This window comes from Ruegeria sp. CDSC002 (assembly GCF_059610905.1).
Genome location: NZ_JBXWOM010000007.1, coordinates 118,997 through 143,310, shown reverse-complemented (window position 1 = coordinate 143,310; position 24,314 = coordinate 118,997). Strand labels below are relative to the sequence as shown.

At 56.1% G+C, this 24,314-nt stretch carries 25 protein-coding genes; 11 read left to right on the top strand and 14 right to left on the bottom strand.

Annotation, left to right across the window (positions count from 1 at the left end; all coding sequences use genetic code 11):
* Positions 1–76: 76 nt before the first annotated feature.
* Entirely contained in the window at positions 77–1,465 is a 1,389-nt protein-coding gene (locus AC2FJE_RS14650) for a 1-acyl-sn-glycerol-3-phosphate acyltransferase (protein ID WP_496756410.1), read from the bottom strand.
* 144 nt (positions 1,466–1,609) lie between these two features.
* Between AC2FJE_RS14650 and AC2FJE_RS14645 the strand changes: the two genes are divergently transcribed.
* The 3 genes from AC2FJE_RS14645 (at position 1,610) to deoD (ending at position 4,751) form a co-directional block, all read left to right on the top strand.
* Positions 1,610–3,577, top strand: coding sequence for a methylmalonyl-CoA mutase family protein (locus AC2FJE_RS14645; RefSeq protein WP_496761089.1), 1,968 nt, complete (start codon positions 1,610–1,612; stop codon positions 3,575–3,577).
* Positions 3,578–3,701: 124 nt separating this feature from the next.
* Positions 3,702–4,016 carry an H-NS histone family protein gene (locus AC2FJE_RS14640; protein ID WP_058273520.1) on the top strand — a complete coding sequence of 105 codons (315 nt, stop codon included), beginning with the start codon at positions 3,702–3,704 and terminating at the stop codon, positions 4,014–4,016.
* A gap of 24 nt (positions 4,017–4,040) precedes the next feature.
* A complete protein-coding gene (gene deoD / locus AC2FJE_RS14635) occupies positions 4,041–4,751 on the top strand; it encodes a purine-nucleoside phosphorylase (RefSeq protein ID WP_496761088.1) in 711 nt (236 codons plus the stop codon).
* A 567-nt stretch (positions 4,752–5,318) separates the two neighbouring features.
* Here deoD and AC2FJE_RS14630 read toward each other — a convergent pair.
* Together AC2FJE_RS14630 and AC2FJE_RS14625 are read right to left on the bottom strand one after the other, a co-directional pair.
* Entirely contained in the window at positions 5,319–5,567 is a 249-nt protein-coding gene (locus AC2FJE_RS14630) for a hypothetical protein (RefSeq protein WP_058278778.1), read from the bottom strand.
* 88 nt (positions 5,568–5,655) lie between these two features.
* Positions 5,656–6,435: a succinate dehydrogenase iron-sulfur subunit gene (locus tag AC2FJE_RS14625; RefSeq protein WP_058273522.1), complete on the bottom strand. Its 780-nt coding sequence runs from the start codon at positions 6,433–6,435 to the stop codon at positions 5,656–5,658.
* 217 nt (positions 6,436–6,652) lie between these two features.
* Between AC2FJE_RS14625 and AC2FJE_RS14620 the strand changes: the two genes are divergently transcribed.
* Positions 6,653–7,654 (top strand): glycosyltransferase family 4 protein, encoded by a 1,002-nt coding sequence (locus AC2FJE_RS14620; protein WP_496761087.1) that lies wholly within the window; start codon positions 6,653–6,655, stop codon positions 7,652–7,654.
* A gap of 13 nt (positions 7,655–7,667) precedes the next feature.
* Here AC2FJE_RS14620 and AC2FJE_RS14615 read toward each other — a convergent pair whose 3' ends face one another.
* The 10 genes from AC2FJE_RS14615 to AC2FJE_RS14570 form a co-directional block, all read right to left on the bottom strand.
* Positions 7,668–8,324: a glycosyltransferase family protein gene (locus AC2FJE_RS14615; protein WP_282169800.1), complete on the bottom strand. Its 657-nt coding sequence runs from the start codon at positions 8,322–8,324 to the stop codon at positions 7,668–7,670.
* A 34-nt stretch (positions 8,325–8,358) separates the two neighbouring features.
* Positions 8,359–8,970 (bottom strand): class I SAM-dependent methyltransferase, encoded by a 612-nt coding sequence (locus AC2FJE_RS14610; RefSeq protein WP_496761086.1) that lies wholly within the window; start codon positions 8,968–8,970, stop codon positions 8,359–8,361.
* A gap of 133 nt (positions 8,971–9,103) precedes the next feature.
* Positions 9,104–10,912, bottom strand: a complete 1,809-nt coding sequence (gene sdhA / locus AC2FJE_RS14605) for a succinate dehydrogenase flavoprotein subunit (protein WP_496761085.1) — start codon at positions 10,910–10,912, stop codon at positions 9,104–9,106.
* Positions 10,913–10,936: 24 nt separating this feature from the next.
* The gene (gene sdhD, locus AC2FJE_RS14600) at positions 10,937–11,308 is read right to left on the bottom strand and encodes a succinate dehydrogenase, hydrophobic membrane anchor protein (RefSeq protein ID WP_496698770.1); all 372 of its coding nucleotides are present in this window, start codon (positions 11,306–11,308) and stop codon (positions 10,937–10,939) included.
* A gap of 11 nt (positions 11,309–11,319) precedes the next feature.
* Positions 11,320–11,703, bottom strand: coding sequence for a succinate dehydrogenase, cytochrome b556 subunit (sdhC, locus tag AC2FJE_RS14595; protein WP_496756429.1), 384 nt, complete (start codon positions 11,701–11,703; stop codon positions 11,320–11,322).
* 199 nt (positions 11,704–11,902) lie between these two features.
* Positions 11,903–12,565: a DUF1194 domain-containing protein gene (locus AC2FJE_RS14590; protein ID WP_496756433.1), complete on the bottom strand. Its 663-nt coding sequence runs from the start codon at positions 12,563–12,565 to the stop codon at positions 11,903–11,905.
* Between the two features lie 57 nt (positions 12,566–12,622).
* A complete protein-coding gene (locus AC2FJE_RS14585; protein ID WP_496756436.1) occupies positions 12,623–13,651 on the bottom strand; it encodes a MaoC family dehydratase in 1,029 nt (342 codons plus the stop codon).
* Positions 13,651–13,857, bottom strand: a complete 207-nt coding sequence (locus AC2FJE_RS14580; RefSeq protein ID WP_496756438.1) for a DUF1737 domain-containing protein — start codon at positions 13,855–13,857, stop codon at positions 13,651–13,653. Before AC2FJE_RS14580 ends, AC2FJE_RS14585 begins: the two co-directional genes overlap by 1 nt.
* A gap of 12 nt (positions 13,858–13,869) precedes the next feature.
* Positions 13,870–14,424 carry an NnrU family protein gene (locus AC2FJE_RS14575; protein WP_496761084.1) on the bottom strand — a complete coding sequence of 185 codons (555 nt, stop codon included), beginning with the start codon at positions 14,422–14,424 and terminating at the stop codon, positions 13,870–13,872.
* A 6-nt stretch (positions 14,425–14,430) separates the two neighbouring features.
* The gene (locus tag AC2FJE_RS14570; protein ID WP_496756445.1) at positions 14,431–15,288 is read right to left on the bottom strand and encodes an HpcH/HpaI aldolase/citrate lyase family protein; all 858 of its coding nucleotides are present in this window, start codon (positions 15,286–15,288) and stop codon (positions 14,431–14,433) included.
* A gap of 170 nt (positions 15,289–15,458) precedes the next feature.
* Between AC2FJE_RS14570 and AC2FJE_RS14565 the strand changes: the two genes are divergently transcribed.
* Positions 15,459–15,758 (top strand): hypothetical protein, encoded by a 300-nt coding sequence (locus tag AC2FJE_RS14565; protein ID WP_282120109.1) that lies wholly within the window; start codon positions 15,459–15,461, stop codon positions 15,756–15,758.
* Here AC2FJE_RS14565 and AC2FJE_RS14560 read toward each other — a convergent pair whose 3' ends face one another.
* On the bottom strand, positions 15,759–16,514 hold the full coding sequence (locus AC2FJE_RS14560) for a sulfite exporter TauE/SafE family protein (protein ID WP_058273684.1): 756 nt from the start codon (positions 16,512–16,514) through the stop codon (positions 15,759–15,761).
* A 160-nt stretch (positions 16,515–16,674) separates the two neighbouring features.
* Between AC2FJE_RS14560 and mdh the strand changes: the two genes are divergently transcribed.
* From mdh to AC2FJE_RS14530, 6 genes are all read left to right on the top strand, one after another.
* Positions 16,675–17,637, top strand: coding sequence for a malate dehydrogenase (mdh, locus tag AC2FJE_RS14555; RefSeq protein WP_058273532.1), 963 nt, complete (start codon positions 16,675–16,677; stop codon positions 17,635–17,637).
* A 363-nt stretch (positions 17,638–18,000) separates the two neighbouring features.
* Positions 18,001–19,194: an ADP-forming succinate--CoA ligase subunit beta gene (sucC, locus tag AC2FJE_RS14550; RefSeq protein ID WP_058278788.1), complete on the top strand. Its 1,194-nt coding sequence runs from the start codon at positions 18,001–18,003 to the stop codon at positions 19,192–19,194.
* A gap of 83 nt (positions 19,195–19,277) precedes the next feature.
* A complete protein-coding gene (sucD, locus tag AC2FJE_RS14545) occupies positions 19,278–20,159 on the top strand; it encodes a succinate--CoA ligase subunit alpha (protein ID WP_058273535.1) in 882 nt (293 codons plus the stop codon).
* A 149-nt stretch (positions 20,160–20,308) separates the two neighbouring features.
* Positions 20,309–20,821: a DUF805 domain-containing protein gene (locus tag AC2FJE_RS14540; RefSeq protein WP_282120107.1), complete on the top strand. Its 513-nt coding sequence runs from the start codon at positions 20,309–20,311 to the stop codon at positions 20,819–20,821.
* Entirely contained in the window at positions 20,818–21,360 is a 543-nt protein-coding gene (locus tag AC2FJE_RS14535; protein WP_282120106.1) for a DUF805 domain-containing protein, read from the top strand. The genes AC2FJE_RS14540 and AC2FJE_RS14535 overlap by 4 nt, the downstream gene beginning before the upstream one ends.
* Positions 21,357–24,314, top strand: coding sequence for a 2-oxoglutarate dehydrogenase E1 component (locus AC2FJE_RS14530; RefSeq protein WP_058278793.1), 2,958 nt, complete (start codon positions 21,357–21,359; stop codon positions 24,312–24,314). The genes AC2FJE_RS14535 and AC2FJE_RS14530 overlap by 4 nt, the downstream gene beginning before the upstream one ends.

The following is a 24,314-nucleotide window of genomic DNA, read 5'->3' as shown; positions in this document are numbered from 1 at the left end:
AGAATCGCGTGCATTAACCGATGGAATATTGGCCTTTAGGAAATAATGCAACCGAAATCGGTGCCGTTTTGTAACTTTATGACCCAGCGGATGCAGAAATTTCCTTCGCATCTGCAGCATTTCCCTCGTCTGGTCCCATCGGAACCGAGGCTGCATAATACTCCAGAAGATCAACCCTTTGACCGGACAGGCATATTTTCCCGTCACTGCGCCTGAGAATTCGCCGTTCGACCAACTGATCAATCGCGGCTTCAACCGATGTCTGGTTCTCTTGGTCCGTCATTCCATTGCGACGCATGAGCTCGACAATCACCTGAACGGCATCGGCCTCCGACATCTCTTTATGCTTTTGCATTAGCCAACACGCGGCGGGTACCGGGACCAGCGGGATGGCAGCGCGGAGTCGCGTCATCAGGTCACGCGCCAAATCGGTCATCAGATCACGCTGATGATCTGCCCGAAACGCCCGCAAGGAAACGGGCTGACCATATCGGACCGAGGCTAGGCCAAATCGTTTGTAGCGCCCGATCACACGCCGCCAGAGCTGTTTGAGGATCCATCTGGTGATTACACCGATCCGCGCGCGAAACCGTCGTTCATTGCCTAATGCGGCACGCGTCAAAACAGTGTCTTCGAGCACACGATCATAGTTCAGCGCCACGGGGACGAATACAACATCGCGGCCCTCTTCCGAGGTCCCGTCAATAATATATTTGAGCAAACCCAGCTTTGGACGACCCAGGGCACCAGTCAGACTTAGCCCACCTTCGGGGAACATGGCCTGCGTCACTCCTGCCGCGGTTGCGTGGCGCACATAACAGGACAGCACCTGACGATAGAGATCATTGCCGGACTTTCGCCGGATAAAATAAGCACCCATCGCACGGATCAGACGGCTAAGTGGCCAGACACGGGCCCATTCACCCACCGCATAAGAAAGGGCCGAATGTTGCGCTGCGAGGTAGGTAACGAGCACATAGTCCATATTGCTGCGATGATTCATGACGAAAACCACCGTGGCGTCGGGGTCGATGTTTTCGATAGCGTCTTCGTCCTGATAGCTAAGCTGCACATGATAAAACGCATTGCTCAGCAAACGAGCCAGACGGATCGCAATGCTGAAATAGGCAACGGCTGAAAACGAGGGAACGATCTCACGCGCGTATCGCTGCGCTTGCTCGAACGCCACAGCATCGGGGACACCCGTTTCGCGTGCGTGATCCTGAACGGCCTGACCAACCTGCGGGTCATAGATCAGGCGCTGAATCATATCGTGACGGTGTGCCAACTTGAACGGCTGGATCGGCCGCTTCAGGCGCGTGTTCAATCGTTTCACCGCTCGTTCGAGTCGACGCCTGAAAAACCACCGCACCGACGGGAACAGAAAATGTGATGCCAAAGTGACCACGGCAAACACCAGGATCAGCAAAAAAAGCCAAAGCGGAAGTTCCACGGTCTGAGTCATGCGTGCACCCTGCCACCAAACGCTGCGTCCTACAATCTGAAGAACCCAATATGCCGCGACGCAGCGAATTGACATGTCCCGAAAATTGCGCTTTAGAGGCCAGGAACGTAATTTTCTTGCCCAACCGATACGTGAGGTCCAGCTATGACGCAGACGCAGAAAGATCGCCCCTGGCTCATCCGAACCTATGCCGGTCATTCCACCGCCAAAGCGTCGAACGCCTTGTATCGCGGGAACCTGGCAAAAGGCCAGACGGGCCTGTCGGTGGCCTTCGATCTGCCCACGCAGACCGGTTATGACAGCGATCATACGCTCGCGCGCGGCGAAGTGGGCAAGGTTGGCGTACCCGTCGGCCACCTAGGCGATATGCGGGTTCTGTTCGACCAGATTCCGTTGGAACAGATGAACACTTCGATGACGATCAACGCGACAGCGCCTTGGCTGCTTGCGCTTTACATCGCTGTGGCCGAGGAACAAGGCGCAGATATCTCCAAACTTCAGGGCACGGTACAAAACGACCTGATCAAGGAATACCTGAGCCGCGGCACCTATGTCTGCCCGCCCAAACCCTCGCTTAAGATGATCGCAGACGTGGCCGAGTACTGTTATACCAACGTGCCGAAATGGAACCCGATGAACGTGTGTTCCTATCACCTGCAAGAAGCCGGCGCGACACCGGAGCAAGAGCTGTCTTATGCGCTGGCCACCGCCATCGCCGTACTGGACGAACTGCGCCCTCGTGTTCCCGCCGAGGATTTCCCGGCACTTTGCGGACGGATTTCGTTCTTTGTTAACGCAGGTATCCGCTTTGTCACTGAAATGTGCAAAATGCGCGCTTTCGTCGATCTTTGGGACGAAATCCTGCGCGACCGCTACGGCGTAGAGAACCCGAAATTCCGCCGATTCCGGTATGGCGTTCAGGTCAACTCGCTCGGTTTGACCGAGCAGCAGCCTGAAAACAACGTCTACCGCATCCTGATCGAGATGCTGGCCGTGACTCTTTCGAAAAAGGCCCGCGCCCGCGCAGTTCAGCTGCCTGCATGGAACGAGGCACTGGGCCTGCCCCGCCCGTGGGATCAGCAGTGGTCCATGCGGATGCAACAGATTCTGGCCTATGAGACCGACCTTCTGGAATATGGTGACCTGTTCGATGGCAACCCCGCCGTGGACGCGAAGGTTGAAGAATTGAAACAGGGCGCACGCGCCGAACTGGCCAATCTGGATTCGATGGGCGGTGCGGTTGCGTCGATCGAATACATGAAGTCACGGCTTGTTGATTCAAACGCTGAACGCCTGAACCGCATCGAACGGAACGAAACTGTCGTTGTCGGTGTGAACAAGTGGATCGAAGGCGAACCCTCGCCCCTGCAGACCGAAGATGGCGGCATCATGGTCGTTGATCCCGCAGTCGAACAAGAACAAATCGCGCGCCTAAATGAATGGCGGCAAGATCGCGATGACACAGCTGTCGCGGCGGCTCTGGCCGCGCTACGCGAAGCGGCGCAAAACGGCACCAACGTCATGGAGCCCTCAATCGCAGCTGCCAAGGCTGGTGTAACCACCGGTGAGTGGGCCGAAGAAATGCGCAAAGTCTACGGTACCTATCGTGGGCCCACGGGCGTTTCGGGCTCGGTCTCGAACAAGACAGAGGGCTTGGAAGATCTGCGGGCCGCAGTGGATGCGGTCAGCGACAAGCTTGGCCGTCGCCTGAAATTCCTGGTCGGAAAACCCGGCCTGGACGGTCATTCGAACGGTGCGGAACAGATCGCATTCCGCGCACGTGATTGCGGTATGGAAATCAGTTACGAAGGTATCCGCCTGACGCCAGAGGAAATCGTAACTGCCGCAGTGGATGACGACGCACATGTCATCGGTCTGTCAATTCTTTCCGGCAGCCACATTCCGCTTGTGCAGGACGTCATGAACCGACTGCGCGAGGCCGGGCTGGATCATATTCCGGTGATTGTTGGTGGCATCATCCCCGATGACGATGCCGCAAAGCTCACTGCGATGGGCGTAGCAAAGATCTATACGCCCAAGAATTTTGAGCTGAATGCAATCATGGGCGATATCGTCACCCTGGTAGATCCGCAAACCCTCGCTGCTGAGTAATACCCGCCAATTTCGCCAATTCCTCTTCTATCCCCTGAACAAATGGGTATAGAAAATTTATTTCTTTGGAATTACGGTGTGCCATCGGGGACACCGGTAATGACTAACTCCTGGGAGAGGGTGAATGTCGGGGACAAATCTGGAAAAAATGTCGCGTAAAGAACTACTCGAATTGCGCGAAAAGGTCGAAAAAGCACTAATCGACGCAGAAAAGCGCGAACGGAAAGAAGCGTTAAAAGCCGCTGAAAAAGCCGCAGCAGAATTTGGATTCTCATTGTCAGAGTTGGCAAAAGACAACCCGGCTTCCGGAAAAATTGCGAAAGCAAAATACAGAAATCCTGCAGATCCAAAACAAACATGGTCGGGTCGCGGCCGAAAACCGCAATGGCTTCATGACGCATTGAAATCCGGGGCGGATATCTCGGATCTGGAAATCTAATATCTAATTGGAACTGATCCCAAAATGACCATTCATATTGGAGCCAAAAAAGGCGACATCGCAGAAACGGTTCTTTTGCCTGGCGATCCTTATCGCGCAAAATGGGCGGCCGAAACGTTTTTGGACGATGTGAAGCAAGTAAATGACGTTCGCGGTATGCTGGGCTTTAGCGGAAGCTGGAAAGGCAACCCTGTCACAATCCAGGGCAGCGGTATGGGCATGCCGTCCTTGTCGATTTACGTCAACGAATTGATCCGGGACTACGGGGCCAAAACGCTGATCCGCATCGGCTCCTGCGGGGGAATGCAGGACAGCGTGAATGTCCGTGATGTGATCCTTGCGATGACCTCGACCACGCTTAGCTCACCGTCACGCGGTATCTTGAAAGAGCTGAACTTTGCACCCTGCGCCGATTGGGGGCTGCTTCAGGCGGCGGCTCAGGCAGCAGCGGCCAAAGGCACGCCAACCCATGTTGGTGGCATCTACTCGTCGGACGTTTTCTATGACGAACGCCCAGATCTGAACGAACAGATGGTGCGGCACGGTATTCTCGGGGTCGAGATGGAAGCTGCTGAGTTGTACATTCTGGCCGCGCGCCACAAATGCCGGGCGTTGGCTGTTCTAACCGTTTCCGACCACTTGCTGACCGGCGAAGCTTTGCCCTCAGCTGATCGCGAAAGCAGTTTTGGCGACATGGTTGAAATCGCACTACAGGCGGCATTTCCGGCGGCGTAAATGCAAACATGCAGGGTGGGAAGCCGCCCTGCTTATGCTGCTATTGACCCTTCAGGCATTGAGTTGGAGCGTCGCCTCCCTGCTGCTGCGCGCCACAGAATGCACACACCCAAACGCCTTCTTTACGGTGCTGCCGCCAGCGGCAGTCCCGGCTCAAGGATGAGGTGCGCGAGCGCCACAGGAAATAGGCAAATACTCCGCCTGCCAGAATAAGAAGCAATATGGGCATGCCAATGCATGGCCCATTTTTCCCACTAGTGGCAAGCCCACAGTTGTCGGTTCAGGCCGCGTTAGCGTATTCGAACAAATCTGGGATGCGGTCATTTACGGGTTTCACAGGTTCTGGAGTGTAATATGACCACGCTTGTTCCAACGTTTTTAAAGCCTCTGATTTTGTGTTCTGTTTTTCTTCCATCGGAGAGATCCTGTTCTAACTCGGTCACTCCTCCCTGATTGAAAAATAGACAGACGCGCCGACAGATTCACCGCATCTTTTTGCAGCTTCGGTATGCCCTGAACGCAACTAAGGCTGGCATTTGCATCTGCCAGCCCTAGGCTTGATTCCTGTTACGCCGCCATGCAGGCATTCGCTTTAGCGGCCTGAGCCTCGCTTACGCCATCACCTGGAACAAATACTTCAGCCTGCTTGCCACCCTGCAGTTCATATTGCGTCGTAAACGAACCACTAATCCCCGCCTGCCCGGCGCATTCCACTTGCTTGAATACAATATCCGCCCGATTGCTGCTCGATCCGCCACAGGCCGAAAGAGCCGTGATCGCGGCGACAGACAAAACCTTAGTAAGTGTTTGAGTCATTGATGTTCTCCGAATTTTCAATACTCGCAGAACACGAAAAAACCCGGGAAGTTACCATCCCGGGTTTCATAATTTCTTTCGGCTGTGTTCAAACTGCGCGGTCAACCATCATCTTTTTGATTTCAGCAATCGCCTTGGCCGGGTTCAGACCCTTCGGACAGGTCTTGGCGCAATTCATGATCGTGTGGCAGCGATACAGCTTGAACGGGTCTTCCAACTCATCCAAACGTTCACCAGTGGCTTCGTCACGGCTGTCGATGATCCAGCGATACGCATGCAAAAGCGCAGCGGGCCCAAGGTAGCGATCTCCGTTCCACCAATAGCTTGGGCACGAGGTCGAGCAGCTGGCGCACATCACGCATTCATACAACCCATCCAGTTTCTTGCGATCTTCGATGGATTGCTTCCACTCTTTCGCAGGACGGTTGGTCTTGGTTTCCAGCCACGGCATGATGCTTGCATGCTGCGCGTAGAAATGCGTTAGGTCAGGGATCAGGTCCTTGACGACCGGCATATGTGGCAGCGGATAAATCTTAACGTCACCCTTGATTTCATCCATGCCGTAGATACAGGCCAGCGTGTTGATCCCGTCGATATTCATCGCGCAGGAACCGCAGATACCTTCGCGGCAGGACCGGCGGAAGGTCAGTGTCGGGTCGATTTCATTCTTGATCTTAATCAGCGCGTCCAGAACCATCGGGCCGCAGCTGTCCATATCGACAAAATAGGTGTCTACACGTGGATTTTGACCGTCATCCGGGTTCCAGCGATAGATCTGAAACTTACGAACATTGGCCGCTCCTTCAGGCTTTGGCCAAGTTTTACCTGTGGTAATCCGAGAGTTCTTTGGCAGGGTGAGTTGTACCATTTCCGACCTCGCTAAAATCCTGCGTATAGATATACTCGGCAGGCCGGAAAGCCAACCTTTTAACCTTGAAAACACCCAAGAAAATTGGGCAAGTTCACCACAAAATCCCCGCGGCGCACAAGGATCGTGCCGCTGAAGAAACGAGTTGAGTTCAGGACAGTGAATGCCGATTAATGTTGTCAACATACCTTACGGCAATAAGAACCCCTACCAGAACATGCTGTATTCGGCCTGTAAGCCAGAGTTCTGCTTGATTGCTTCCAGAAGCGCTCCTTTGTCCGCGTTTGCAAGGGCTGATTTTCAACCCGATCAAAGCATCATTCATATTCATTGGGACGACCGGTTGTTCCCCAAGCCGGAAACGGAAGCGCAGGCTTCTGATTTTCGTTCTACCTGTGACGGCATGAGACAATACCAGGCCAATGGCGGGCGCGTGATCTGGACCATTCACAATCAGTTCGCGCATTCCGAAGGAGTCAAGACAGATTACTTCCGCAATAACCGCCGGGAATTAGCGGAAATTGTCGACCTGATTCACGTTCACACGCCCCATGCCCGGCAACATATGATTGATGAATATGGCACTGACCCGGATAAACTGCGCCTCATTCCGCATCCGAGCTATCTTGGTGTTTACGAACCGTCAGAGCAAACGTTGAAACGCCCCCTTCCTCTGCGCGAGCGCACCCATTTCTTAAGCTTTGGAACAATGCGGGGCAGCCGTGAATTGGAACGGCTGGAAGATGCCGCAAAAAAAATGACCAATCGCGGGCACGACTTTCAGGTATCAGTCGTCGGGCGGGTGTATCCGTCCGGCCGCCGCCTGATGCGCCGCATGCGATCAAACCGAAATACTACGGTTATTCCTGATCGAATTCCTGATTCCGAAATAGCCCAAGTGTTCTCAAATGTGCATGCATACATGCTGCCGTCGACGACCACTTTTACCTCGGGAACGGCAATGCTGGCGCAGACCTTTGGCTTGCCAATTATCGGCCCCGACATTGATGCGCACAAGCATACCACACCAGAGGCCTGTCATGATCTGCTCTATCCCGCGCAGAACCCAAGAGGCTTGATCCGCATGATGATGCGTGTGCTCAGCATGTCCGATGAGGAACTGGCCGAAAAACGTCAGGCCTGTCTCGACTTTGCGGTTGAACGCAGACCGCACCGAATATCCGGCGACCTGAAACGCGCGTTGTCTGAATTGGCCTAGATGCGGTCGTCCGTTAACGCGTCACCTGCACACGCGCGGCAAAAACCGCAATTTCATCCAATACCGCTTGGGGCGTCTTTCTGGTAAAGGTCTTGAAGATTGTTTCGTGCTCACCTTCGGTGGGCACGCGCCGGACAAATCCCCAGTCCTCGCGATCGATGACCCAGCTTTCAATGCCGTTTTCATACAACCAACGCGCATAACGCACATCGACGAATTTTTGGCTGGTTTTCATGTACTCGTAAGGCGCAATGTTACGGCCAAGGGCAACCAATGCACCTGTTCCCAGTTGGTCCACACGCTGCATGTTTTGCAGCGGCTGGCCGAATTTAATTGCCGTTCTTTGATGAACGTTTTCCGGAGCCGTACTGGAATAAGTGGATCCATGCGTGCCGATGACCACTTTGTCAGCGTCGTGGTTTCCCAGGCATTTGACCATGCGCTGAACATAATCATCGCTGTAGATCAAATCGTCGTCGACCAAAAAAACGATATCATCTGGATCTGGGGTCGTTACAAACTTGCCGACGTCTTTTTGATCTTCCTCGGGCACAAATGCAGATACCCTGGGATGATCCTGGTATTCCGACGGAACCTCTTTCCAGTCGTTCATGCACAAGTGTAGCATATCGACTTGATCAAGAATCGAGCGCACCGCCTGCAGCAACATTTTTTCTCGTAAAGGGTACGAGGCCATATGTGCTCTAACCGCCATCACTCAACCTTTCGAGAACTTTAAACGAAGCGAAACTGTATCTGCGGGAATTGCCGTGGCCGTCCCGATTGAACGGGTTTGTCTCACCGCAATACATCTTCCAATTTGAGAACCGGTCTGCGACCCAGTTCGAATACTCGCGATGGCGCACATGAGCGTTGTTTGGGTCAAAGACGAAATCGGACGAATAAATCACCACAAACCGTTTTGCCAAAGAAAACAGCCGGTGCATATAGGCCTCAAAAACTTCGTCTTCGACCAGATGATAAATGACGTCCAGGGACAATGCAGCGTCGTGCGGCTCGACGTCCGCATCTGCCGGAAGAAACGTCCAGCCTGAACGCTCGCTGAATTGGGCATTACACTTGCGCACGCAGTCTTCCGAGATATCCAGACCTGTGAATTGAGGGATATCAAAAAGGCTTGCCTGATTGCCATCGCCACTGCCCAATTCGACAACCGATTGTACGTCTTCAACTTCGACTAGGGTGTTGATGAAATTGGCCTTGTAAACCGCCAACCGGCCATAAAACCCAGCGCCAGAGTTTTTGCCCTGCGCGTAACGATTGGTCCAGTATTCGTTTGAGGAAAAATTACTCATGCTCGCACATCGACACTGGCGGGGCCGCAGAAACGGGTTCCACAGTCTTTGAGTGCGTATGGTCCTTTTCTCTCAACGATACTAATCACCGCGTCGCCTCTCGGTCTCTGTCGCGTCTTTAGGTTTTACGACATCAGAACGTCCGCGCTTTGGGCGCGATTTTCTGCAGGCTGATGCCGCCTTCGGCTTCGGTTGTCAGCGGATCGGCAATGACCGGACGATAGCTGAGATCAACCTTGTTGCCATCAACACGCGACACCGTATGAACGCGCCAATTCTCATCATCACGCTCGGTGAAATCTTCATGCGCGTGCGCGCCGCGAGATTCCTTACGCGCCTCGGCGCCGACAATCGTGGCCAACGCACTTGGCATCAGGTTGGTCAGCTCCAGCGTTTCCATCAGGTCGCTGTTCCAGACCAGCGAGCGGTCGCTGACTTTCAGGTCGTCCATCTTGGCGGCGATCGCCGTCATCTTGTCGACGCCCTCGGCCATGGTTTTTGCTGTCCGGAAGACCGCTGCGTCTTCCTGCATGGTCTTCTGCATCTCAAGACGCAGATCGGCGGTAGCGATTGCACCGCTGGCATTACGTACCGCGTCAAAGCGGTCGAACGCCTTATCGACGGACGCCTGATTCAGCACCTGGTTCGGTGCCTCGGCATCCACAACCTTGCCCGCTTTGATTGCAGCAGCGCGGCCAAACACTACGAGGTCGATCAGTGAGTTCGAGCCCAAACGGTTCGCCCCGTGAACCGAGGCACAGCCTGCTTCACCCACAGCCATCAATCCGGGGACAACGCCCGTCGGGTTGTCAGCGGTCGGGTTCAGAACCTCACCCCAATAGTTGGTTGGAATGCCGCCCATGTTGTAGTGCACGGTCGGCAGAACCGGGATCGGTTCCTTGGTGACGTCTACGCCCGCAAAAACGCGTGCCGATTCCGAAATACCTGGCAGACGTTCGGCCAGCGCCTCGGCCGGCAGGTGGCTGAGGTTCAGGTGAATGTGGTCGCCACCGTCACCATGGCCACGGCCTTCGCGGATCTCCATTGTCATCGACCGCGAGACGTAGTCACGCGGCGCGAGGTCCTTGTACTGGGGCGCATAACGCTCCATGAACCGTTCGCCTTCGGAGTTGGTTAGGTAACCGCCCTCACCACGCGCGCCTTCGGTGATCAGGCAGCCAGAGCCGTAGATGCCGGTCGGGTGGAATTGAACGAATTCCATATCCTGCAGGGCCAGACCCGCGCGGGCCACCATGCCGCCACCATCACCGGTGCAGGTGTGGGCCGATGTTGCGCTGAAATAGGCGCGGCCATAACCGCCTGTCGCCAGCACAACCATCTTGGCGTTGAAGACATGCATCGTTCCGTCGTCCAGCTTCCAGCAGACAACGCCCTGACACTGCCCGTCTTCGGACATGATTAGGTCGATGGCGAAGTATTCGATATAAAATTCAGCGTTGTTCTTCAGCGACTGACCATACAGCGTGTGCAGGATTGCGTGACCGGTCCGGTCAGCAGCCGCACAGGTCCGCTGCACGGCCGGGCCTTCACCAAACTCGGTGGTGTGACCGCCGAAGGGACGCTGGTAGATCTTGCCTTCCTCAGTCCGGCTGAACGGCACGCCATAGTGTTCCAGTTCGTACACAGCCTTTGGGGCTTCACGCGCAAGGTATTCCATCGCGTCGGTGTCACCCAGCCAGTCCGAGCCTTTGACGGTGTCGTACATGTGCCACTGCCAGTGGTCCGGGCCCATGTTGGACAGAGATGCGGCGATTCCGCCCTGCGCGGCAACCGTGTGCGAGCGTGTCGGAAACACCTTCGTGACACATGCCGTGCGCAGACCTTGTTCTGCCATGCCCAGCGTGGCGCGCAGACCAGCGCCGCCAGCGCCGACAACAACCACGTCATATTCGTGTGTTTCGTATTCGTATGCAGCTGTCATTTGATTATTTCCTTACCGCGCGTTTCACAGAGCCAGCTTGATCAGGGCAAACAGCCCGGCAGCTATCAATGTGTAGCCAAACGCCGCGACGGCCATGAGGCTCAGCTTTTCTGCGACACCATGGACATAGTCTTCAATTGCGACCTGAGTTTCGTGGACCAGATGGATGATGACGACAACCATTGTCAGCCCGGTCACAATCGCCGGGAAGGGACGGCCATAATAAACCAGGACTTCTTCGTATGACCTGCCCAATCCGTTTGCGAAGACGAAGACAAACAGCGGTACAAGAAAGACAAGTGCCGCCGAGCTTACCATCATCTGCCAGTGATGATGCGTACCTTCGCCTCCGGCACCGGCACCCTGCGCGCGTTTGCGGTCAGTGAGGTAATTCATGGCCAATCTCCTTAAACCGCAATTGCCGTGATGAAGGCGAGGATGGTGGCCAACACCAGCATGCCGATCCCCATCTTTTCGGAGATACCGACATCTACGCAATACCCCAGATCCCAGATCACGTGACGCAGACGACCCAGCATGTGATAGAAGATCGCCCAGGTCGCAGCGAACATCACCAGATCACCCAGCCAGCTTCTCATCAGCACATCGATGAAGTTGAATGCCGTTTCGGATGTTGCCGCCGCCAGGAACCACCAGACGACAAAGAATGCGATCGCTAGCGACGCAATACCCGTGATGCGCACAAGGATCGATGTCATCGAAGTCAGTTGGGGGCGGTAGATCGTGAGGTGAGGTGAAAGAGGGCGGTTGCCCCGATTTACATCGGCCATGTTGGCTCCTTTACGGTTGGCTTCCGAAGGTTTTACTGTTTTTTGCGGTTCTGTCACGTGCTGCAGATGCAAAAAAGTTCACAATTGACGCAAAATGACGGATATTTGCATTATGTGATCACACAAAATAAGCTCGTGATCACAAAAAGTTTCCATCCTTTATGATGTTAGCGCCTACAGACCCGATTCTGTTGTTTGGCTATTTCAGATCAGCGGTTTGCTGGGTCACCTCGCGCAGCAGTTTCTTACGAATCCGCTCGGGGTAATCAGCAAACCCTGAGGCTGAGACGACAAACGCCCCCTCGCCCACGATCACATTTTCAAAGAAATACGCGGTCAGATCCGGTTCGCTTTCTTCGATTGCAATCGCGTTCACCGTCACACCGCGTGTCCGCAGAATTCTGTGTACGTCCGATGGTTCAATCCCCTCGTTCGACACCCCATCGCCAGAGATATCGATCAGGTGGCGTTTGCAATCCGACACCGTATCGAAATAGGACATGGTCGATTCCAGCGCCTCGCCAATTGCGGTGGAAAAGTTGCGCCAGACCCTTGGATCGTTGGCCACTTTCACAGCAAACTGATCAATTGCCTCGAAACTGTCTATATGTGTCCACGGAACGGTGACCATCTGACGAGAGGACCCTGTCCACTGCACCAGCATCACGCGGGCTTTCCCGCGCACCAATGCCTCGGACACGATCGGGTCACGCAAACCGGCTGCTAGGCCATCCATTTGTATTCGATACTCAGTCGAATCGACCGACCCCGAGACGTCTACAGCGAGCGCCAATGCCAAATCGCAAGCATATGCAGGTGGCGTCAGACAGACGCAGGCAGCTATTGTGCGAAGCAATGTCATGACCACAGCCTAGCACGATTGGCGCTGGCCGCGATCAAATGAATGTCACCACGAGTATCAGATCGGCATCAAAGCCCAGTAATCCAGATCAAGCAGAACATTGGGCAGATAACGACCGTCTTCGTTTTTCAACTCAAACGGCACGCCGCCCTTTGTGGCGACCAACCGCAGGCGAACCGCACCAACACCCGGAATGGCAGTTTCCACCTTATCCAGAACTTCGGACCAGGCTTTGATCGTATCGCCTGCAAAGCAGGGGTTCGCATGCGCGCCACCGTTCAGGCCAACGATCATCTGTGCGTTAGCCAACCCGTTGAACGACAGGGTCCGCGCCATGGAAATCACGTGACCGCCATAGATCAGCCGCCCTTCGGGACGGAAGGTCAGATCGAAATGCACCTTGGCGGTGTTCTGCCACAGGCGGGTGGCCAGCATATGCTCGGCCTCTTCGACCGTGACGCCATCGACATGATCAATGGTCTCGCCAATCTCATAGTCGCCCCAGCGATGCGCCTCACCAGCCTGAGCAAAATCGTACTGAGTAAAATCAAGGCCCTCGGGCGCGATCAGATCCTTCGCATCCAGCGCCTTTTTCAGTTCCGGCACCACAGTCTCGGGTGCGGGCGCATCCAGATCCGATTTCCGAACCATGACCCAACGCACATATTCGATGACGACTTCATCGTGCTGATTCAGACCACGCGTGCGCACCCAGACAACACCGGTTTTGCCATTCGAGTTCTGCTTGAGACCAATAACCTCGGATTCCGAGCGCAAGGTATCGCCGGAATAGACTGGCTTTAGCCAGCGCCCCTCGGCATAGCCCAGATTGGCCACGGCATTCAGCGAAATATCCGGGACAGTTTTGCCAAACACGACATGAAACGCCGCCAGATCATCAATGGGACTTTGCGGCAGACCACAATTCCGGGCGAATTCGTCCGAGGAATACAGCGCATGTCGCGCCGGATAGAGCGCATGGTACAGCGCCCGCTCACCATCGGTCACCGTGCGCGGCACGGCATGGTGCAACACCTGACCAATGGAATAGTCCTCAAAAAAGCGGCCCGGATTGGTTTTTGCCATTATTGCTGTCCCAGTTTCATGTCAGGTGAATAGTCGGCCTCGACCTCTTTGGTCACGGCTTGCGCGCAACGCATCATGCGGCTGTTTTCGTCATAGGCATAGGACGGGTCGCCATACAAATCCCACCCTTTTGCCAATGCGTCTGTTACTTTGTGGCAGAAGGCCGAGGTGTCTTCTTCGGTCAATAAACGGTAGAGTTTTGCCATGATGTCAGGTCCTTACGAGGGGAACGGCGACGGGCCGACTAGCCCGTGAACGTAACCGATGACACCCAGCAGCACGATCGAGGCCACAAAGAACATCGCGTCTTTGCCATAGGTGCCGGGTTCACCGGGCGTCCAGTCAGGTTCAGACTTGTTGATTACGATCACCTCAACCACAGCCCAGGCCAACAATCCGCCAAACAGGATGATCGAGGCCAGATCCCCATTCACCAGCAAATGCGCGAAAGCCCACAGCTTGAACCCGCCCAGCATCGGGTGGCGGAGCTTGTTCAGAAGACGGCCCTTGGTTCCGGCGGGGCTCAACATGAAGATCGCGATCAAAACCAGCAGGTTGTTGATGTGAATCATGAAGGCAGGCGGGGCCCAGACATAGATGAAATCGGTCATGCGATAGCCGAAGATCATCAGCAGGATCGATGCCACCAAGGCCAGCGCGACCGCGCCCTTGCCGGCGTCGCCCATCGCAGCGCGACGCTCTGGCATCACACGTTTGAACAGATGCGCGGCCCACCAAAGTGCCACACCGAGAATGAGAAGAACAAAGCCCATGCTGGCTTACCCCGCTTGCAAAGCTGTAATTGCCTCCGCTTTTGCCAGAATTTCGCGGGCAGTTACAACGTGCAGATTTTCAACGATCTTGCCGTCGACCACGGCAACGCCCTGTCCTTGCGCCTCAACCTCTTCGAAAGCGGCAATCTGGCGACGGGCCAGATCGATCTCGGTCTCCGACGGGGCATAGGCTGCGTTGGTGACATCGACCTGTGCGGGATGGATCAGGGTTTTACCGTCAAAACCCATGTCGCGGCCTTGCGCACATTCGGTGGCCAGACCTTCCGTATCCTTGAATGCGTTGTAGACACCATCGACAACGATCAGCCCCTCGGCCTTGGCGGCCAGCAGACACAGGCCCAGCGAAGTCATCAAGGGCAGGCGATCCGGACGGAAGCGGGTTTGCAACTCCTTCGCCAAATCATTTGTACCCATGACAAACCCCGCCATCAGCGGATGGGCGGCAATCTCGGCCGCGTTGAGCATCCCGCGCGGGGTTTCCATCATCGCCCAGATTGGCAGGTCACCGGTAATCGCGGCCAGCGCGTCCACGTCCGCAGCTGAATTCACCTTGGGCAGCAGGACCACATCGGCATCCATCTCGCGCACGGCCTCAGCGTCAGCACGGCCCCATTCGGTATCCAGACCGTTGATGCGCACGATCTTGACCCGTTCCCCATAACCGCCCGCGGCCAGAGCCGCCTTAAGCGTTTCGCGTGCATTGCCCTTCTCATCAGCAGAAACCGCGTCCTCAAGATCAAAAATGATCGCGTCCACAGGCAAAGTGCGTGCCTTGTCCAACGCCCGGTCTTTTGAACCAGGGATATAGAGAACAGAGCGATAGGGGCGCTGGCGCGAGTCCATTGGCTTCTCCCGAAGAAATAAAGTTGCGCGGAATGGGGCATTTTTTGTCGGAAAGTTCAAGCGCAAAATCGCCGCATCGCAGCATTTGCGACGCAACGTGCGTTCCTTTAACCGGATTTCGGTCCAACGGCGGCACCCTGACCGGCAAAAGAAATCGAAAAGGGTCAAAGATGCACAAGACACTGCTGAAGATGACGATGGGCCTCGGAATCATGGTTCTGGCTGCGCAACAGGCCCACGCCCGCAACTGCGCACCACGTGACGAGGTGATAAAACGGCTGACCGAAACTTACGGCGAAACGCGCCAGGGGATCGGCATCGCGCGTCAAGGCGCGGTGATGGAGCTCTATGCGTCGGACCAAAGCGGCAGCTGGACGATCACCGTGACATTGCCGGATGGAATGACCTGCCTTGTTGCCTCGGGTCAGGCTTATGAAATGATCGCCGATGCCCTGCCGCCCAACGTCTGATCAGGTCAAAGCGTCCCAGATCAGTTTACTGCCCGTGAGCGTCAGCAGCACATAGGCGATGCCAAAGAACAGGCGCTCGGACAGCATGAAATGCGCCCGGACGCCCAGCCAGGCACCAAGAATCGCAAATGGTGTCAAAAGCAGATCGGCCCACGCGGTGTGCCAAGTGAAAAGGCCAAGATAGGCGTAAGGCACAAATTTCGTGATGTTGATGACCCAGAAGGCCAATACAGTGCTGGCCTGAAACTCGGTCTTCGACAGGCGTTGCGACAGCAGGTAAACGGCGGCTGGCGGGCCGCCCGCATGGCTGACAAAGCTGGTGAAGCCAGCAACCAGTCCAGCGAACAGTCCGGCGGGGGCAGGCAGTCTGTTTGTAAAGCCGCGCACCCAGCCTTTGGATTGACTGACGTGCCAAACGACAAAACCAATGGAAATCCCCCCGATCAGTAGGCGCAGCAGATCATCATCGGTGGCGCGATAAAGCCATGCGCCCAACGCCACGCCAGGCACGGCCCCAAGGATCAACAGGCGCGAATCCGGCCAGCTCCAGCGTTTCCAATAGGGCCCAAGAGTTGCAACGTCGATCACCATCAAAATCGGCAGCATCAGCGCCAGTGCCTGCCCCGGCTCCAATATCAACGCCAGAATCGATGAGGACGCAAAGGCCACGCCCGAGCCAAAGCCACCCTTCGAAATACCCGCAAAGATCACAGCCGGGATCGCTACAACAAAAAACATCAGGTTCAATTCGAACATGCAGCGCCCCGGTTTCGGCCTGTATCCTTGGCCGTTTAGCGCAATCAGCACAGGCAGTGCAAACGGTATGCGGTTGCATGCCGCGCCGCTGAACACTTGCGCGAAAGCCATTTAGCGACTAGCACAGCCGCGATTTCAATTCCGACCGGAGATTTTCCAAATGGCCAGACCCAAGATTGCGCTTATCGGCGCTGGGAACATCGGCGGCACGCTTGCGCACCTCGCAGCTGTCAAAGAACTGGGTGACGTAGTCCTGTTCGACATCGCAGACGGGCTGCCGCAAGGCAAAGCGCTCGACATCGCTGAATCCGGCCCTTCGGAAGGGTTCGACGCAGCCATGTCCGGCACCAGCGATTATGCCGATATCGCAGGCGCAGACGTCTGCATCGTCACCGCTGGCGTCGCCCGCAAACCCGGCATGAGCCGCGATGACTTGTTGGGCATTAACCTGAAAGTCATGAAGTCGGTTGGCGAAGGCATTGCAGCCCACGCGCCCGACGCGTTCGTGATCTGCATCACCAACCCGCTGGACGCGATGGTCTGGGCTCTGCGTGAGTTCTCGGGCCTGCCGCACAACAAAGTCTGCGGCATGGCTGGCGTTCTGGACTCGGCCCGTTTCGCGCACTTCCTGTCGGAAGAGTTCAACGTCTCGATGCGCGACGTCACCGCGTTTGTTCTGGGCGGCCACGGCGACACAATGGTGCCGTCGGTGCGTTATTCGACCGTTGCCGGTATCCCCCTGCCCGATCTGGTCGAGATGGGCTGGACCACGCAGGATAAGTTGGACGCCATCGTTCAGCGTACCCGTGATGGCGGTGCCGAAATCGTTGGCCTGCTGAAAACTGGCTCGGCTTACTACGCGCCTGCCACTTCGGCGATCGAAATGGCCGAAGCCTATCTGAAAGACCAGAAGCGCGTACTGCCTTGCGCCGCATACTGCAGCGGCGAGCTGGGAGTTGACGGTCTCTATGTAGGCGTACCTACCGTGATCGGTGCCGGTGGCGTCGAACGGATCGTCGACATCAAGCTGAACGAAGACGAACAGGCCGGGTTCGACAATTCGGTCAACGCCGTCAAAGGCCTGATCGAAGCTTGCAAGGGCATCGACAGCTCGCTGGCCTGATCCCTCTTCAGCGGTAATTCAGAACCCGGTTTACCTTTGGTGAGCCGGGTTTTTCTTTGAACGATTGCGGCGCCATTGAATCGACATTTCCCCGGCACAGATGCCATGTAATCGTTTGAATCCGCCATCTCGGCGGACCGGCTAGGTTTAGCGCTAGCTGAATTCTCTCTTTATTCTAAAGGCCGTCAACGACGACGAATCAAACGGGCAACCTTCATTGCATTTTGTGATCACACCCAAAAAAACCGTGATCACAAATAATGAAAATCTTCGTGAAAAACTGCTCCCCTGTCAAAAAACCCTTTAAACTTGCCCCCTAGACACCCCTATAACGGTGTAACGCAGTCAGACAGGACAGTTTCGATGAACATTCACGAATATCAGGCCAAAGCGCTTCTTCGCAGCTATGGCGCTCCGGTCTCCGAAGGTCGCGCGGTTCTGCGCGCTGAGGAAGCCAAAACCGCAGCCGGTGAGCTGGATGGCCCGCTCTGGGTTGTCAAAGCACAGATCCACGCGGGTGGCCGTGGCAAGGGCTCCTTCAAAGAGGCTGATGCCGGTGAAAAAGGCGGTGTTCGTCTGACCAAGTCGGTGGAAGAAGCATCCGAGGAAGCCAAGAAGATGCTGGGCCGAACGCTGGTCACGCATCAAACCGGCCCTGCGGGCAAGCAAGTCAACCGCATCTACATCGAAGCCGGTTCCGGCATCGAGCGTGAACTGTACCTTGCCCTGCTGGTGGATCGCCAGACCAGCCGCATCTCATTCGTGTGTTCGACCGAAGGTGGCATGGACATCGAAGAGGTTGCCGCGGCAACGCCCGAGAAAATCCTGTCCTTCTCGGTCGATCCGGCAACAGGCTATCAGCCCTATCATGGCCGCCGCATCGCCTTCTCGCTGGGCCTGGAGGGCGCGCAGGTCAAACAGTGCGTCAAACTGATGAGCCAGCTGTACGCCGCCTTCGTCGAGAAGGACATGGAGATGCTGGAAATCAACCCGCTGATCGTGTCCGACAAGGGCGACCTCAAAGTGCTGGACGCCAAGGTCGGCTTTGACGGTAACGCGGTTTACCGCCATCCGGATATTGCCGAGCTGCGCGACACGACCGAGGAAGACCCCAAGGAACTTGAAGCCTCTAAGTACGACCTGAACTACATCGCGCTGGATGGTGAGATCGGCTGTATGGTGAACGGTGCCGGTCTGGCGATGGCGACAATGGACATTATTAAGTTGTATGGCGCCGAGCCTGCCAACTTCCTCGACGTTGGTGGTGGTGCCACCAAAGAGAAAGTGACCGAAGCGTTCAAGATCATCACCTCGGACCCGCAGGTCAAAGGCATTCTGGTCAACATCTTCGGCGGCATCATGCGCTGTGACGTGATTGCCGAGGGCGTTGTCGCCGCGGTGAAAGAAGTCGGCCTCAAAGTTCCGCTGGTTGTGCGTCTTGAAGGCACGAATGTCGAGAAGGGCAAAGAGATCATCAACACCTCTGGCCTGGACGTGATCGCGGCGGACAACCTGAAAGACGGTGCCGAGAAGATCGTGAAGGCCGTCAAAGGCTAATCCCAATTCCGTGGGGTGGGATTTGCCCACCTTTCCGACGAATTCAGGCAGGCTCAGGCCCGCTTAAAACAGGAGAATGCCAAATGGCAGTCCTCATCGACGAAAATACCAAAGTGATCTGTCAGGGCTTTACCGGCTCACAGGGCACATTCCACAGCGAACAGGCCATTGCTTATGGCACCAAGATGGTTGGCGGCGTGACCCCCGGCAAAGGCGGGATGACCCATCTTGACCTGCCCGTATTCAACTCGGTCCACGAGGCCAAGCATGTGACCGAAGCCAACGCCAGCGTGATCTATGTGCCCCCGCCCTTTGCGGCAGACTCGATCCTCGAAGCGATTGATGCCGAGATGGAAGTGATCGTCTGCATCACCGAAGGCATCCCGGTTCTGGACATGATGAAGGTGAAGCGCGCTCTAGAGGGCAGCAAGTCACGCCTGATCGGCCCGAACTGCCCCGGTGTGATCACGCCCGATGCCTGCAAGATCGGCATCATGCCCGGCCACATTCACAAACGCGGGAGTGTGGGTGTCGTTTCCCGCTCGGGTACGCTTACTTATGAAGCTGTGAAACAGACAACAGACGTAGGCCTGGGTCAGTCCACCTGCGTGGGCATCGGCGGCGACCCGATCAAAGGGACTGAGCATATCGACGTGCTGGAATGGTTCCTGGCCGATGACGAAACCCACTCGATCATCATGATCGGTGAGATCGGTGGCTCGGCCGAAGAAGAAGCCGCGCAGTTCCTGGCAGATGAGGCCAAGAAGGGCCGCTCGAAACCCACCGCTGGTTTTATTGCGGGTCGCACGGCTCCTCCGGGCCGCCGCATGGGCCACGCAGGCGCGATCGTCGCCGGTGGCAAAGGCGGTGCCGAAGACAAGATCGAAGCCATGCGCTCGGCCGGTATCGTCGTGGCCGAAAGCCCTGCCCAGCTGGGTGAGGCTGTTCTGGAAGCGATTGGGTAAGTGACCGAGGGCCGGGTATATGTTCTGAGGGCAGCGCCCGGCCCGAGGGTGGGTGCAATGCGCCCGCCCACCAAAACATTGGTTTGCCTTCGGCAAAACGAGGCGGGTCGGGCGCTGCCCGGCAATGCTCACCGGTTGGGTCAATATTGATGGGACCAGTGCAGGCTATATCGACCGGACTGCGGAAAACCTTGGTTTATTCCGGCAGAGCCACACGCTCAGAATTCTGGTGGTTTGCGCCGGTCGCGCTGGTCTTTCCGATGTTAGCGATTACACAACTTAACTGGCAGAACGCCGAGATTTTGGGCATCTGGCAACTGTTTGTAGTAATGGTAGCATCTGTTCCTCTGCTATCGGCCATGAGCCGCCGGTTACAAGACACTGGGGAGGAGGGTCGTCAGGCATTCTATCCTTTCATGCCTCTGATTACTCTCTGGCTCGGTTATCAGATGATGTACTGGCTCGGGTTGGTGCTGCTAACCAGTAGCGGTTTCGGAATCCTTTTTCTGGGGTTATTCGCTTTGGTGCTAGTAGCAATTGTGCTCCTTGTTGGATTTATCTCAAGCGCGCTAATTGCCGCCAACGTTATTGGCATGATGCTTGTAGCATCAGATCCGCAAAGCAATCGTTTCGGAGCGCCCGAGTTAGGAGTGACCCCATGACCTTCTCCGACGCCATGCGCACTTGTTTCTCCAAGTTTTTCACCTTCTCAGGTCGTGCCTCGCGGCCCGAGTACTGGTTCTTTTTCCTGTTCATCGTGATCTGGAACGTCATCGCCGGGATCATCGACTGGCAGTTCTTCACACAGGTCGCCACGACACAGACCGATGAAATCAAACAAGTCACTGCAACGTCCAACCAGCCGGTGCAAAGCATCGTGGGCTTGATCGTGTTCATCCCGCATCTGGCCGTCGCGTGGCGACGGATGCATGACACCGGGCGCAGTGGGCTTTTTGCCTTGCTACCGATCCTGCTGATCCTCGGTGCCGGGGCGGTTCTGTTCTTCGGCATCGGCCTTGCCTCCAGTTTCCAGCATGGCGGTAATCTGGACATCCTATTCACCCGCGCCACGTTGCTGGTCGTGATCCCGACACTGCTTGTTTTGTTTGTGTCGCCCCTCCTGGTTCTGTGGTGGCTGACCCGCCCCAGCCAACCAGGCACCAATCAATACGGTCCCAACCCACATGAGGTAGCCCAATGACCGAACATACGCCCAATTCTGCCTTTCATGCTTCTAGCTTTATGCAGGGGCATAATGCTGAATATCTGGAGCAGCTTTATGCCCAGTACGCCAAGGACCCGAACGCTGTAGATGCGGCCTGGGTCGATTTTTTCCGGGCGATGGGCGACGCCACGCCGGACGTCCAGCGCGAGGCCGAAGGGCCATCCTGGGCTCGGACCGACTGGCCTCCGATGCCGACGGATGACCTGACTGGCGCGTTGACGGGCGAATGGGCCGAAATCGACGCCAAGGCGGCAGGCGACAAGATTAAGGACAAGGCCGAGGCCAAGGGCGTTCAGGTCAGCGAAGACCAGATCAAACGGGCGGTTCTGGACAGTCTGCGGGCACTGATGCTGATCCGGGCTTATCGTATCCGGGGCCATCTTGCTGCTAATCTGGACCCGTTGGGCATGCGCGCCGCCAGCACCCACCCGGAATTGGACCCCAGGACGTATGGCTTCACCGAAGCCGACATGGACCGCCCGATCTTTATCGACAACGTGCTGGGTTTGCAGATGGCCAGCATGCGCCAGATTGTCGAGATCGTGAAACGGACCTATTGCGGCACATTCGCGCTGCAGTACATGCATATCTCAAATCCGGAAGAAGCCGCGTGGCTGAAGGAACGGATCGAGGGGTACGGCAAGGAAATTCAGTTCACCAAGGAAGGCCGCAAGGCGATCCTGAACAAGATGGTCGAGGCCGAAGGCTTCGAGAAGTTCCTGCACGTTAAATACATGGGCACCAAGCGTTTCGGCCTGGACGGCGGCGAAGCCTTGATCCCCGCGATGGAGCAGATCATCAAGCGCGGCGGTGCGCTGGGTGTCAGCGACATCGTCATCGGCATGCCGCACCGGGGCCGCCTGAACATTCTGGCCAATGTTATGCGCAAGCCTTATCGCGCGATCTTCAACGAGTTCCAGGGCGGCAGCTTCAAACCCGAAGATGTGGATGGTTCCGGCGATGTGAAATACCACCTCGGCGCGTCCAGCGACCGTGAATTCAATGGCAACAGTGTCCATCTGTCGCTGACTGCAAACCCCTCCCACCTTGAGGCTGTGAACCCGGTTGTTCTGGGCAAGGTTCGCGCAAAACAGGATCAGTTGGGTGACGAAGACCGGACCAAGGTGATGGGCATCCTGCTGCACGGCGATGCGGCCTTTGCGGGTCAAGGTGTTGTCGCCGAAGGCTTTGGCCTGTCCGGCCTTAAGGGTCATAAGACCGGCGGCACGATGCATATCGTGGTGAACAACCAGATTGGCTTTACCACCGCGCCGCATTTCAGCCGCTCCAGCCCCTACCCCACCGATATCGCCCTGATGGTTGAGGCACCGATCTTCCACGTGAATGGCGACGATCCCGAGGCTGTAACACATGCCGCCAAGGTTGCGACCGAATTCCGGCAGAAGTTCCACAAGGACGTGGTTATCGACATCTTCTGCTATCGCCGGTTCGGGCATAACGAGGGCGATGAGCCCATGTTCACCAACCCGATCATGTACAAGAAGATCAAGACGCATAAGACCACGCTGTCGCTGTACACCGAGCGTCTCGTGAAAGACGGCCTTATCCCCGAAGGCGAAATCGAGGATATGAAGGCCGCCTTCCAGGCGCATCTGAATGATGAGTTCGAGGCGGGCAAAGACTATAAGCCCAACAAGGCTGACTGGCTGGATGGACGCTGGTCGCATCTGGACAAGAACAAAGATGAATATGTCCGCGGCGACACGGCAATTAAACCGGAAACGCTGGCGCAGATTGGCAACGCGCTGAGCCACACACCAGCCGATATCGCAGTGCACCGTACCGTCTCGCGTCTTTTGGATCAAAAGAAACAGATGTTCGAAAGCGGCAAAGGGTTTGACTGGGCGACTGGTGAGGCCCTCGCCTTTGGCTCTCTGCTGACCGAAGGCTATCCGGTGCGCCTTTCAGGGCAGGATGCGACGCGCGGGACGTTCAGTCAGCGTCACTCGGGTTTCATACATCAGGAAACTGAAGAACGGTACTACCCGCTGAACAACATACGTGAGGGCCAGTCGAAATACGATGTGATCGACTCGATGCTCAGCGAATATGCGGTGCTGGGCTTTGAATATGGATTCTCACTGGCGGAACCAAATGCACTGACCCTGTGGGAAGCGCAATTCGGTGATTTTGCCAACGGCGCGCAAATCATGTTCGACCAGTTCATCAGCTCGGGCGAAAGCAAATGGCTGCGCATGTCCGGTCTGGTGTGCCTGTTGCCACACGGCTTCGAAGGTCAGGGGCCTGAACACTCGTCAGCGCGTCTGGAACGGTTCCTGCAGATGTGTGGTCAGGACAATTGGATCGTGGCCAACTGCACGACCCCTGCGAATTACTTTCACATCCTGCGCCGTCAGCTGCACCGGACCTTCCGCAAGCCGCTGATCTTGGTGACGCCCAAATCGTTACTGCGACACAAGCTGGCGGTCAGCACAGCAGAAGAGTTCACCACTGGTTCAAGCTTCCATCGCGTGTTGTGGGACGATGCACAGCACGGAAACTCTGAAACCAAATTGGTCAAGGACGACAAGGTCAAACGCGTGGTGATGTGTTCCGGCAAGGTCTACTACGATCTGCTCGAAGAACGCGATGCGCGCGGCATCGATGATGTCTACCTGATGCGGATTGAGCAGTTCTATCCCTTCCCGGCGCATTCGCTGATTAATGAGCTTGAGCGCTTTAAGGGTGCCGAAATGATCTGGTGTCAGGAAGAACCCAAGAACCAGGGTGCATGGACCTTTATCGAACCGAATATCGAATGGGTTCTGACCCGCATCGGCGCCAAGCACACACGGCCGCGTTATGTCGGCCGCTCCACATCGGCTTCTCCCGCGACGGGTCTGGCCAGCCAACACAAAGCCCAACAAGAAGCGCTGGTCGACGAAGCGCTGAGCATTGAAGGAAAATAA

Excerpts from the sequence above, each read along its gene's own strand:
- AC2FJE_RS14590 (WP_496756433.1), bottom strand. The coding sequence starts at position 12,565 with ATGACATTGCTTCGCACAATAGCTGCCTGCGTCTGTCTGACGCCACCT.
- AC2FJE_RS14620 (WP_496761087.1), top strand. The coding sequence starts at position 6,653 with ATGCTGTATTCGGCCTGTAAGCCAGAGTTCTGCTTGATTGCTTCCAGA.
- AC2FJE_RS14630 (WP_058278778.1), bottom strand. The coding sequence starts at position 5,567 with ATGACTCAAACACTTACTAAGGTTTTGTCTGTCGCCGCGATCACGGCT.
- AC2FJE_RS14610 (WP_496761086.1), bottom strand. The coding sequence starts at position 8,970 with ATGAGTAATTTTTCCTCAAACGAATACTGGACCAATCGTTACGCGCAG.
- AC2FJE_RS14540 (WP_282120107.1), top strand. The coding sequence starts at position 20,309 with ATGGGACCAGTGCAGGCTATATCGACCGGACTGCGGAAAACCTTGGTT.
- sucC (WP_058278788.1), top strand. The coding sequence starts at position 18,001 with ATGAACATTCACGAATATCAGGCCAAAGCGCTTCTTCGCAGCTATGGC.
- AC2FJE_RS14535 (WP_282120106.1), top strand. The coding sequence starts at position 20,818 with ATGACCTTCTCCGACGCCATGCGCACTTGTTTCTCCAAGTTTTTCACC.
- AC2FJE_RS14580 (WP_496756438.1), bottom strand. The coding sequence starts at position 13,857 with ATGGCAAAACTCTACCGTTTATTGACCGAAGAAGACACCTCGGCCTTC.
- AC2FJE_RS14565 (WP_282120109.1), top strand. The coding sequence starts at position 15,459 with ATGCACAAGACACTGCTGAAGATGACGATGGGCCTCGGAATCATGGTT.
- AC2FJE_RS14585 (WP_496756436.1), bottom strand. The coding sequence starts at position 13,651 with ATGGCAAAAACCAATCCGGGCCGCTTTTTTGAGGACTATTCCATTGGT.
- sdhA (WP_496761085.1), bottom strand. The coding sequence starts at position 10,912 with ATGACAGCTGCATACGAATACGAAACACACGAATATGACGTGGTTGTT.
- sdhC (WP_496756429.1), bottom strand. The coding sequence starts at position 11,703 with ATGGCCGATGTAAATCGGGGCAACCGCCCTCTTTCACCTCACCTCACG.
- deoD (WP_496761088.1), top strand. The coding sequence starts at position 4,041 with ATGACCATTCATATTGGAGCCAAAAAAGGCGACATCGCAGAAACGGTT.
- sucD (WP_058273535.1), top strand. The coding sequence starts at position 19,278 with ATGGCAGTCCTCATCGACGAAAATACCAAAGTGATCTGTCAGGGCTTT.
- AC2FJE_RS14645 (WP_496761089.1), top strand. The coding sequence starts at position 1,610 with ATGACGCAGACGCAGAAAGATCGCCCCTGGCTCATCCGAACCTATGCC.
- AC2FJE_RS14615 (WP_282169800.1), bottom strand. The coding sequence starts at position 8,324 with ATGTTGCTGCAGGCGGTGCGCTCGATTCTTGATCAAGTCGATATGCTA.
- AC2FJE_RS14570 (WP_496756445.1), bottom strand. The coding sequence starts at position 15,288 with ATGGACTCGCGCCAGCGCCCCTATCGCTCTGTTCTCTATATCCCTGGT.
- AC2FJE_RS14530 (WP_058278793.1), top strand. The coding sequence starts at position 21,357 with ATGACCGAACATACGCCCAATTCTGCCTTTCATGCTTCTAGCTTTATG.
- AC2FJE_RS14560 (WP_058273684.1), bottom strand. The coding sequence starts at position 16,514 with ATGTTCGAATTGAACCTGATGTTTTTTGTTGTAGCGATCCCGGCTGTG.
- AC2FJE_RS14640 (WP_058273520.1), top strand. The coding sequence starts at position 3,702 with ATGTCGGGGACAAATCTGGAAAAAATGTCGCGTAAAGAACTACTCGAA.
- sdhD (WP_496698770.1), bottom strand. The coding sequence starts at position 11,308 with ATGAATTACCTCACTGACCGCAAACGCGCGCAGGGTGCCGGTGCCGGA.
- AC2FJE_RS14625 (WP_058273522.1), bottom strand. The coding sequence starts at position 6,435 with ATGGTACAACTCACCCTGCCAAAGAACTCTCGGATTACCACAGGTAAA.
- AC2FJE_RS14575 (WP_496761084.1), bottom strand. The coding sequence starts at position 14,424 with ATGGGCTTTGTTCTTCTCATTCTCGGTGTGGCACTTTGGTGGGCCGCG.
- mdh (WP_058273532.1), top strand. The coding sequence starts at position 16,675 with ATGGCCAGACCCAAGATTGCGCTTATCGGCGCTGGGAACATCGGCGGC.
- AC2FJE_RS14650 (WP_496756410.1), bottom strand. The coding sequence starts at position 1,465 with ATGACTCAGACCGTGGAACTTCCGCTTTGGCTTTTTTTGCTGATCCTG.